Source organism: Trinickia sp. (genome assembly GCF_035492435.1).
Lineage (GTDB): Bacteria > Pseudomonadota > Gammaproteobacteria > Burkholderiales > Burkholderiaceae > Trinickia.
In genome coordinates this window covers 1-10,227 of the sequence record NZ_DATJJF010000185.1, presented here as the reverse complement: position 1 = coordinate 10,227, position 10,227 = coordinate 1, and the positions used below count along the sequence as shown (strand labels likewise).

The following is a 10,227-nucleotide window of genomic DNA, read 5'->3' as shown; positions in this document are numbered from 1 at the left end:
TGAACTCGTACTCCCGACCGTTGATATTTCCGTGCCAACGCTCCGTTCCATTTCCCTTGATAGGAACAAAGGTGGTGTCGCGCTTGGCATGGGCGGCCAGGCGTGAAATCAATAGAGCGGCGGGTAGTGCTCGCCAACGTTGCAACTCCATTTCATCAACCCTCGGCACTTCGCCACCTCCGCCCAAGCTACTCGGCTTTCAAAGAAAGCCAGCCACTCGACAACATCGCTCATGATACTTAAAGTTGCGACCCTAGTACATACGATGCTTTAATAGGGTATGGCTTTGAAAATCTCAAGGCAAAAAAACACCCCTCAAGGAGGGGTGCCGAGTACAAAACCAGCTAATTCCAGCCTAACTATGTATCCGCGGTTAGGGGGAATAACTAAAGGGGCGCTCGCATATTTGGCCGGCGCCGCTCTGCCTGGGCGCTGACACGGCTCGTCAGGCGCGGCTGCGGTACTCGTGCGTACGCGTATCGATCTCGATCTTGTCGCCGATATTGCAAAAGAGCGGCACTTGCAGCTCGAAGCCGGTATTGATTTTCGCGTTCTTCAGCACCTTGCCCGACGAAGTATCACCCTTCACGGCCGGCTCCGTATAGGTGATCTCGCGCACGAGTGTAGTCGGCAGCTCGACCGAAATCGCCTTTTCGTTGTAGAAGACCACTTCGCAGGCCATGCCGTCTTCGAGATAGTGAAGGGCGTCGCCCATCATCTCCTGTTCGACTTCGTACTGGTTGTAGTCGGCATCCATGAACACGTACATCGGGTCAGCAAAGTACGAGTAAGTCACTTCCCGGCGCTCGAGCACCACGACGTCGAATTTGTCGTCAGCCTTGTACACAGATTCGCTGCCCGCACCCGTCAGCAGGTTCTTGAACTTCATTTTGACGACGGCGGCATTGCGGCCCGATTTGTTGTACTCGGCTTTCTGCACAACCATGGCATCGCTGCCGATCATCACGACGTTGCCAGTGCGGAGTTCCTGTGCGATTTTCATAAAAAAACTGTCCCTTGCGAGTGAGGTCTGCCGTTGCAGATAACCGCTTATTTTAACTGGCCTTTTGCGAATTGCGCTAGGTTGTCGGCCAGATTGCCGAGCGAGGCGAGCTCGTCCGCCCATGACGCGGCGCGTGCCTCGTAGGCCGCGCGATGCGACCAGAAATCGCGCCAGTCCGGTGTTCCCACACCGTTCCAGGCATGCCAGAACCGCACCATCGCCTGCTGCGCCGGGGTGGGCAGCTTCGCTGCATAGTGCGCGAGCGCCGCATCCAGCTTCGGCAGGTGCGCTTCATCGGCCTGCGGGTAGATATGCCAGACGAATGGCCGTCGCGCCCATTGCGCGCGCACGAATGAATCCTCGCCGCGCACGAAGTTCAAATGGCTCGCCCACAGCAACGTGTCGAATTGGCTTTGCGGCGCGAAGGCGAGGGCATAGGCACGCAGACTGCCGCACTCGGCAAGCGGCTCGCCGTCCGTCCCGCCCGTCCCGTCCGTCCCGTTACGCGCTCCGGCTTTGAACGAAGGCAACCCAAAAAACCGGGCGACGGCACCGGAGATGCGCCCCTCCGGCACAAGCAGCACGACCGGCTCAGGCGCATCGCGCCACTGCGTGAGCAGGCTGTCGACGGCCGGGTTTTCGTAGGAGAACAGTGATATCACGGTCGCATTCGCATCGGGCGGGGGCGCGCCCGTTGCTTGTTGCCACCACGCCGCCCGTGCGCTCGGCGAGCGCTCGAACGCTTCGCGCGCCGCGTCCAGTCCGCGTTCTTTCAGGACGCCACCGCTGCCGCAGGCAAGCCCCGGGAAGAAGAATGTCTTGGTGAGCGGGTAGCGCGGGTGCGGCGACGGCCGCTTATGAAAGTCGACGACCCAATCCTCTGCGCTCAGATATTCGAGGTTCACCCAGACGGGCATGCGCTCGCGCCGCGCCATTGCGGCGATGTAGGCGCTCGGGAGCTCGCACGCGAACGCTTCGATGACGACATCGGCGACATCGATCGTCTCGCCCGCGTGCGCGGGCTCGCGCCAATGCTCGATCGTCACGCCGCCGACCCTCTGGCGGTCGCGCTCCACGGCTACGGCTGGTTCAAGCCGTGCGAACGTGCGCAAATCGTCGACGAAGAGGCGTACCTGCCAGCCCTCTTCATCGGCAAATTGGCGCGCGAGGCGCCAGCAGACGCCGACGTCGCCGAAATTGTCGATGACGGCGCAAAAAATGTCACAGGCGATGGGCGGGGCCACCGTGGCCGATGTTGCAGATGGGGTCAAGGGCATAAGGCGTCCGGCGCAGCCGGCGAGGCTTGCGAGGCAATGGGGGCAAGCGCCGCGCCAGCATCGGCGGCTGCGCCAAGGGGCCCGGAGTGGGGCGAATGGCTGGAGTGCGGCACGCAGCGTTGCATGTGGCGCGTAGCAACAGCGCTAAAAGCCACGGGCAAATGTTCTAAACTGGCGATTCTAAAGCACGCTTGCCCGCATGCGACGCACCGAGTCGTATCGCGCGTGTGCATCGCCCTGACCCGCATGACCGAACCGCAAGCTCCCGAATCTGTCTTCGACCCAAAACAGGTCCTCGCTCAGCTGCCGCATCTTCCCGGTGTCTACCGGTACTACGACAAGCGTGACGAGGTCCTCTACGTCGGCAAGGCGCGCAATCTCAAAAAGCGCGTGTCGAGCTATTTCACGAAGACGCAGCTCTCGCCGCGCATCGCGATGATGGTGACGCGGATCGTCCGCATTGAGACGACTGTCACGCGCTCGGAGGCCGAGGCGTTACTGCTCGAGAACAACCTCATCAAGGCGCTGGCGCCCCGCTATAACATCCTCTTTCGCGACGACAAGTCCTATCCGTATCTGAAGCTCACGGGCCACCGGTTTGCGCGCATGGCGTATTACCGCGGCGCCGTGGACCGGCGCAACCAGTACTTCGGCCCCTTTCCGAGCGCCGGGGCCGTGCGCGAAAGCATTCAAATTTTGCAGCGGGTGTTCCAGCTGCGCACCTGCGAAGACTCGGTCTTCAACAACCGCACGCGGCCGTGCCTGCTTCACCAGATCGGGCGTTGCACGGCGCCTTGCGTCGGCGCGATCGACGAGGACGATTACGCGCGCGACGTCGATAACGCCTCACGCTTTCTGCTCGGCAGGCAAAACGAGGTGATGAAGGAACTCGAGGCGAAAATGCACGCGTTCGCCGGGGAGCTCAAGTTCGAACAGGCCGCCGCCGTGCGCAATCAGATGAGCGCGCTCTCGAGCGTGCTGCATCAGCAGGCGATCGACGTAGGCGGCGACAGCGACGTGGACATTCTCGCCGTAGTGGCACAAGGTGGCCGTGTCTGCGTCAACCTCGCGATGGTCCGCGGCGGCCGGCACCTTGGCGACAAGGCGCACTTTCCGACCCACGTCGATAGTGCCATCGCAGGCGAGGAGGTGGGCCTCGAGGATGCCGCGCCGGAAGAAGCCGGAGAGGGCGTGGGCGCTGTCGGCGGGCTTGCGGCTGAAATGGGTGGGGCGCCAAGCGGTGCCATTGAACGAAGTGCGGTTGAAGGCGCTGCGGCGCAGGAAGCTCGGCAGAATGGTGTGGCACTGGAACGTGTGGTGCCCAACGACGCTGCATCCGAAAGCGCTGCCCCCGGGCAGCCAGAGGACGCGCAGACCGCTCTAGCGCCACTGCCCGGTATCGAAGCCGACGTCCTCGAGGCGTTCATCGCACAGCATTACCTGGGCAATCGTATTCCGCCGGTGCTTGTCGTCAGCCACGCACCGTCGAGCCGCGAGCTTGTCGAACTGCTGTCCGAACAGGCCGGGCATAAGGTGACGATCGTGCGCCAGCCCCAGGGGCAAAAGCGTGTCTGGCTCGGCATGGCGGAACACAATGCAAGACTCGCGCTTGCGCGGTTGCTTTCGGAGCAGGGCTCGCAACAGGGCCGCACGCGTGCGCTCGCGGAAACGCTCGGCTTCGAATCCGACGACCTCGCCCGCTTGCGCATCGAGTGCTTCGATATCAGCCATACGATGGGCGAGGCGACGCAGGCTTCCTGCGTCGTCTATCGTGACCACAAGATGCAGTCGGGCGAGTATCGCCGCTACAACATCTCGGGCATCACCCCCGGGGACGACTATGCGGCCATGCGGCAGGTCCTGACTCGCCGCTACGAGAAGCTCGTCCAGTCGGCGGCCGGCAATGCCGGCGAGGGCGACGGTGCCGGTGGCGGAGAGCCCGCCGCTGACACCATGATGCCGAGCATCGTGCTTATCGACGGCGGTAAAGGGCAGGTGGAAATCGCCCGGCAGGTGTTCGAAGAAGTCGGGCTCGATCCTTCGATCCTCGTCGGGGTTGCCAAGGGCGAGGGCCGCAAAGTGGGGCTCGAGACCCTCGTCTTTGCGGACGGCCGCACGGCGCTCGAGCTTGGCAAGGAAAGCGCTGCGCTCATGCTGGTTGCTCAGATCCGCGACGAGGCGCACCGTTTTGCGATCACGGGCATGCGCGCAAAGCGGGCCAAGGCGCGGCAGACCTCCCGGCTCGAGGAACTCGACGGCGTGGGCGCCAAGCGCCGTCAGCGTTTGCTTGCGCGTTTCGGCGGTTTGCGTGGCGTCGTGGCGGCGAGTGTCGAAGAATTGGCCAGCGTCGAAGGCGTTTCGCGGCAGCTCGCCGAGCAAATTTATCGACAGCTTCACTGACCGTGTTGGCCATCGGCTTGTGGCGGGTGCGCTGACGCGGCACAATGGCGACTCCTTGCACCCATCTCCGATCCCGCTCAGCCGTCCAAACATCCGCTCATGCCGTTCAATTTTCCGATCTTTCTGACATGGCTGCGGATCGTCCTGATTCCGCTGATCGTGGGCGTGTTCTATTTGCCCGACGCCATGATGGGCGAGGTCTATCGCAACATCGTCGCGTGCGCCATCTTCATGCTGGCCGCGCTCACCGACTGGTTCGACGGTTATCTCGCACGCAAGTGGAACCAGACCTCGGCATTCGGCGCCTTTCTCGATCCCGTTGCGGACAAGCTGATGGTCACCGCCGCGTTGCTGGTCCTGGTGCAGCTCGCGCGGATCGGGGCGGCCATCGCGCTCGTCATCGTCGGTCGCGAGATTGCGATTTCGGCACTGCGCGAATGGATGGCACATATCGGGGCGTCGAAGAGCGTGGCCGTGAACCGGCTCGGCAAGTTCAAGACGGCTTGCCAGATGATCGCCATTCCCATGCTGCTGTATTACGGGCGCCTGCCTTTTGTACCGCAGAGCTTCGCAATCGATACGCGCATTTGGGGGCTATGGCTCATCTACGTGGCCGCCATTCTGACTGTCTGGTCCATGCTTTATTACATGAAGGTGGCTTGGCCGCAGATCCGTGAGCGCGGACGCGCTTAGGGCCTTTCGGGGTTTGCCTGTCCGGGTTTGGGGCGGCAACCCTGCGAATTTTCGGATATCGGGTTCTGTTCTGCCGCCGTAGGGTGCAACCCCAATGCAGGCACTCCTCACGTTCAGTAGGATGTCGGCTTGCGTTTCACCTGCGGCTGATTGTCTCTCCCGGTTGCAGGGCTAGCTTTCTGTCCTCTTATCCGTGCCTTTGTACGGCTCCCCTTTCGGAGAGCGTCATGTCGACGAGTTTGTCCCCCGCTTCGAACAGCGAATCGAAAGCCCGCACCGTCTTTCGGGTGGTCAGCGGCAACTTTCTCGAAATGTACGACTTCATGGTCTACGGCTATTACGCCTCAGCGATCGCGAAGACCTACTTTCCGAGCGGTAACGATTTTCTTTCGCTCATGCTTTCGCTCTCGGTGTTCGGCGCGGGTTTCATGATGCGTCCGCTCGGCGCGCTCGTGCTCGGCGCGTATATCGACCACCATGGGCGTCGCCGCGGCCTCATTCTCACGCTGTCGCTGATGGCGGTGGGTACCTTGATGGTCGCGGCCGTCCCCGGCTACGCGACGATCGGTTTCGTCGCCCCCGCACTCGTGCTCCTTGGCCGGCTGTTGCAGGGCTTTTCGGCCGGCGTGGAACTGGGTGGTGTGTCCGTCTATCTCTCGGAAATCGCAACGAAGGGCCGCAAGGGCTTTTATTGTTCGTGGCAGTCGGCGAGTCAGCAGGTGGCTGTCGTCTTTGCCGCGCTCATCGGCGTGTTTCTCAGCAAGCTGTTGCCGCCCGAGCAGATGTCGGCGTGGGGCTGGCGCGTGCCATTCCTGATCGGCTGCCTCATCTTCCCGTTTTTGTTTTTCATCCGCCGATCGCTGCAGGAGACCGACGAGTTTCTCGCCAAACGGCATCGCCCGTCGATTCGCGAGATTTTTGTATCGCTCGCGCAGAACTGGGGCATCGTGCTCGGTGGTATGGGATTGGTGATCATGACGACGGTGTCGTTCTACATGATCACGGCCTACACGCCGACTTTCGGCAAGGAAGTGCTGAAGCTCTCGTCGATGGATTCGCTGCTGGTGACCGTCTGCATCGGCGTATCCAATTTCGTCTGGTTGCCCGTCATGGGCGCGCTTTCAGATCGCATCGGCCGCCGCCCGGTGCTGCTCGTCTTCACGATCCTCACCATCCTGACGGCCTACCCGGCCATGCAGTGGCTCGTCGCCGCACCCTCGTTCATGCGGCTGCTCGGAGTCGAGCTTTGGCTGTCGTTTCTCTATGGCAGCTACAACGGTGCAATGGTGGTGGCGCTCACGGAGATCATGCCCGCGAACGTGCGCACGGCGGGTTTTTCGCTGGCTTATAGCCTGGCCACCACAATTGGCGGTTTTACGCCGGCCATCTCGATGCTGCTGATACACGAGACGGGCAACAAGGCGGCCCCCGGCGTCTGGATGGGCATTGCCGCAATCTGCGGTTTAATCGCGACGCTCGTGCTTTACCGCACGCCGCAAGCGCGCAACCAGTACAAGGCTGCGCTGTAAGGCTGGATCGACAGCCCGCGCTTCTGTGCTTTTTTTGACGGCGCCACCTTGCGCAGCGCAGGCGGCGCCGTATCGGTCAGGAGCCAGAAGGCGGCGCAAGCGGGGCGACGCCCAGTTCGCCTTCGAGCAGCTGGACCACGGCCTGGACGACCTCGCCCCAAGCACCGGGCGCACGCTGTCTGATGAGGCGTGCGCTCGGGTACCACGGGCTTTGATCCTGCTCCAGGAACCAGCGCCAATCCGCGGCGAACGGCAACATCAGAAAAAGCGGCTTGCCGAGCGCGCCGGCCAGATGCGCGACCGACGTGTCAATCGAGACGACGGCATCGAGACGATCCACGATCGCGGCGGTGTCGGCGAAATCGCGGATATGCGCGTCGAATCGGTGGATCGATACCGATCGGGCCAGCAAATCGAGTTCGCGCTTGTCGTCGTCGTTCAAGTTGGGCTGCAGGACGATCCAGTCGACGCCGGCAAGCGCGAAAAGTGGCCCGAGTGCCGATAGCGCCATCGCGCGCGTTTCGTGCTGTTGGATGCGCCCAGACCACGCGAGCCCCACCTTGCGCTTTGCGTGCCCACCCAGCGAGCCACGCCATTGGCGGCGGTAGGCCGCGGGCACATCGACGTAGCGTTTTTGCGCCGGCAATTCGTCCGCGGTCGTGCCGAGCGCAAGCGGCAAGCTCAGCAGCGGGCAGTGCATGTCGGCATCTATGCGGCTACCGCGCTCGACGACGGCAACCTGCCAAGCCTGAGCAAGCGGCGCGATGAGCGGCAACAACTCGCCCTGTACCGCAAACACGAGGCGGCCGACGCGCTCGCGCGCGAGCGGCACGAAACGCATGAATTGCAGCGTGTCGCCGAAACCTTGCTCCGAGATCACGCATAGCGTGCCGTCGGCAAGCGGCTCTCCGTGCCAGCGCGGCAGTGGATTGGCGATATCAGCGACAGCGGCGGTAGCGTCGATTGCGTCTGCTGGCTTTTCATGGCCGGTGGAACCGGCTGGTCGATCCTCGTCTGGTGTGCGTGTGGCTTGGGCGAAATCGAGCCGCGCTTCGTAACCGGGCAAGCCGCGGCGGAAGTCGCCGAGCGCGAGCAGTGTGAGCGCACGATTGAGCCGGGCCGAGGCCAGATCGGGGCGCAGCCGTAATGCCTGGTCATAGGCGCGCAGGGCTGCCTCGTGCGCGCCGAGCGCGTGATGCGCGTTGCCGAGACTCAGCCACGCCAAGCTCAGATGCGGATCGAGCCCGACCGCACGCTCGAGTGCGCTGATCGCCTCGGCATGCCGGCCGGTCGCGGCAAGCGCATTGCCGAGGCCCAGAAGCGCGGGCGGAAACGGTGCATGCAGGGCGAGCGCCGCTTCGAAGGCCGCCACGGCTTGCGCGTGCTGTCCGACCGCGTCGAGTGCGTTGCCGAGATTGAAGTGCGCGGCGATGAAGCGTGGCTCGGCTGCGAGGGCGTCGCGAAAGTGACCGATCGCTTCCTCGGCGCGGCCCAGCGCGGCAAGCGCCATGCCGAGATTGTTATGCGCGCCCGCATGACGCGGCCGCACCCTGAGCGCGCGCGTGAACGCATCGATGGCTTCCTGATGACGGCCGATCGCGTGCAGCGAGTTGCCAAAGTTGTTCCAGATCGACGCATCGTTGGGCAAAAGACGCAGCGAGCGCCGGAAAGCATCCACCGCGTCAGCATGGCGCCCAGCGGCAGCATAGGCGTTGCCGAGGTTGTAATGCGCAAGCGGAAATTCGGGGGCCAGCGTGAGCGCGTTCCGAAAACGCTCGATCGCGCCGTCGAGTTGGCCGAGTGCCTTGAGCGCGTTGCCGAGGTTCAAGTGCAGCCCGGCGTCGTTCGGACGCACTTGGATCGCGCGGCCGACGAGTTCGGCCGCTTCGGCATGGCGGCCTTGCTGATGTCGCAATACGCCGAGCAGGTGCAGGGCATCGGCGTGAGCAGGTTCGGCATCGATTGTTGCGCAATAGTCGCGCTCGGCCTCGACGAGCCGTCCGTCACGATGCGCCGCATAGGCGCGGGCGAAAAGGGAATCCATGACCGCTGGGAAGATCGGCAAACCGGGCATTGTCCCATACTCGTAGGGGTGCACCGAAAAAGTGGCTTGCGGTCGGCCAAAAGGGACAGGCGCGGCGTGACCGAACGAGAGGGGGACGGGCGGGTGACCATCGATCCGGCTGCGCGAAAAGGGTGTCTCGTACGCCCTCAAAGTGAAGCGGCCAGCCAAGACCGACATCGTGATTACCGCGATTCCGCCGTGTGCCTCCACGTTCCTTGTATCTTCCGCCACAGCTTCATGATTAATCTGTACTCGATGGTGGCAGCGACCAGATTAACAATCGCCAGTGTTGAAAGGTAAAGATCCTCAGGGTCGCGGATGTTCAATTTTCTTGAAATCACGAACAATTGATGTTGATGCTCAGGTGGCATTGGTAGTGGGTAAGTATGAATGAATCGCATCGACAGAACAAACAGGCAAAGGAATAGGGTAATCTTAAACGCTCTTATTAATAAGCTATGGACAAGTGTTGCCATTGACGATCACCTCAATGACGCCGAACGCGTGTAGGTTTGTATTTTGAATCGGCACGGTGCTTGTGTTTAACAGTGCGCGTCGAATAGTCTGGAAGTCAGAAATATTCTGCACAGTGATGCAGCCTAATGACAACCCAGATCCGCCGATCGGATGCAATCGAAAATTGCCTCGCTCAACTCCATTCACCCATGTGTAATCATCAATCTTGCCGTCATCACGATATAGCGCAAACCATTCACCATGGTTGGTGGGCGTGCGTATTATTGAATTGGCGGTATCCGTCGCCCACATTCTTATGCGTGAACCGATCCCGCCCGATGGACGATCAACTATCCAGTAGCGTCCAGCAGGTATGGGGCCATCATTCTTGAGTGCGGTGCATCCACCACGATTTCGGTAAATCTCGTTACCAGAGAATGCTAAAAAAGAACCAACTCCACAAATGGTCAACGGAGAAAATCTCTCGTTATTGACTAGAAATTTTCCTTGCAAGGCCATCGAACATCCCCCCGAAATTATCGCTCGTCCCAGGTATCTGTGTACTTGATGTTGCCGTCCGTGTAATGCCAGGTGATGCGCTCATACATCATGGAAACGGACTCAGCATGGTTGAGAGCCGACATTTCGACCAGCTTTGTGTTAGTCATCCCTGGGTTGATGCCAGTGATTTTCACGCCTTCCAGTAGCATGATGAAATACACCTGTTCCTGCCCTGCGTTGTTAATCCTGTACCACTTCAGTTCCGCAGATTGCAGGGTCTGCCCTTTAGCGACGGCCTTGTAA

At 61.5% G+C, this 10,227-nt stretch carries 8 protein-coding genes; 3 read left to right on the top strand and 5 right to left on the bottom strand.

Going from position 1 to position 10,227, the window contains the following annotated elements; genetic code table 11:
- Positions 1-445: 445 nt before the first annotated feature.
- Complete coding sequence (gene efp / locus VL598_RS13400) at positions 446-1,003, bottom strand: elongation factor P (RefSeq protein ID WP_325327217.1); 558 nt, start codon at positions 1,001-1,003, stop codon at positions 446-448.
- Positions 1,004-1,050: 47 nt separating this feature from the next.
- Positions 1,051-2,280 (bottom strand): elongation factor P maturation arginine rhamnosyltransferase EarP, encoded by a 1,230-nt coding sequence (gene earP, locus VL598_RS13395; protein WP_325327216.1) that lies wholly within the window; start codon positions 2,278-2,280, stop codon positions 1,051-1,053.
- A 246-nt stretch (positions 2,281-2,526) separates the two neighbouring features.
- Here earP and uvrC point away from each other — a divergent pair, with 246 nt between their 5' ends.
- From uvrC to VL598_RS13380, 3 genes are all read left to right on the top strand, one after another.
- The gene (uvrC, locus tag VL598_RS13390) at positions 2,527-4,680 is read left to right on the top strand and encodes an excinuclease ABC subunit UvrC (protein ID WP_325327215.1); all 2,154 of its coding nucleotides are present in this window, start codon (positions 2,527-2,529) and stop codon (positions 4,678-4,680) included.
- A gap of 99 nt (positions 4,681-4,779) precedes the next feature.
- Complete coding sequence (gene pgsA / locus VL598_RS13385) at positions 4,780-5,373, top strand: CDP-diacylglycerol--glycerol-3-phosphate 3-phosphatidyltransferase (protein ID WP_325327214.1); 594 nt, start codon at positions 4,780-4,782, stop codon at positions 5,371-5,373.
- Between the two features lie 227 nt (positions 5,374-5,600).
- Complete coding sequence (locus tag VL598_RS13380; protein ID WP_325327213.1) at positions 5,601-6,902, top strand: MFS transporter; 1,302 nt, start codon at positions 5,601-5,603, stop codon at positions 6,900-6,902.
- A 76-nt stretch (positions 6,903-6,978) separates the two neighbouring features.
- On the opposite strand, the gene VL598_RS13375 is transcribed toward VL598_RS13380, so the two are convergent.
- The 3 genes from VL598_RS13375 to tssD form a co-directional block, all read right to left on the bottom strand.
- Entirely contained in the window at positions 6,979-8,946 is a 1,968-nt protein-coding gene (locus tag VL598_RS13375) for a tetratricopeptide repeat protein (protein WP_325327212.1), read from the bottom strand.
- A 477-nt stretch (positions 8,947-9,423) separates the two neighbouring features.
- Entirely contained in the window at positions 9,424-9,942 is a 519-nt protein-coding gene (locus tag VL598_RS13370; protein WP_325327211.1) for a DUF2778 domain-containing protein, read from the bottom strand.
- A 17-nt stretch (positions 9,943-9,959) separates the two neighbouring features.
- A partial coding sequence (gene tssD, locus VL598_RS13365) for a type VI secretion system tube protein TssD (RefSeq protein WP_325327210.1) occupies positions 9,960-10,227 on the bottom strand: 268 nt, incomplete at its 5' end.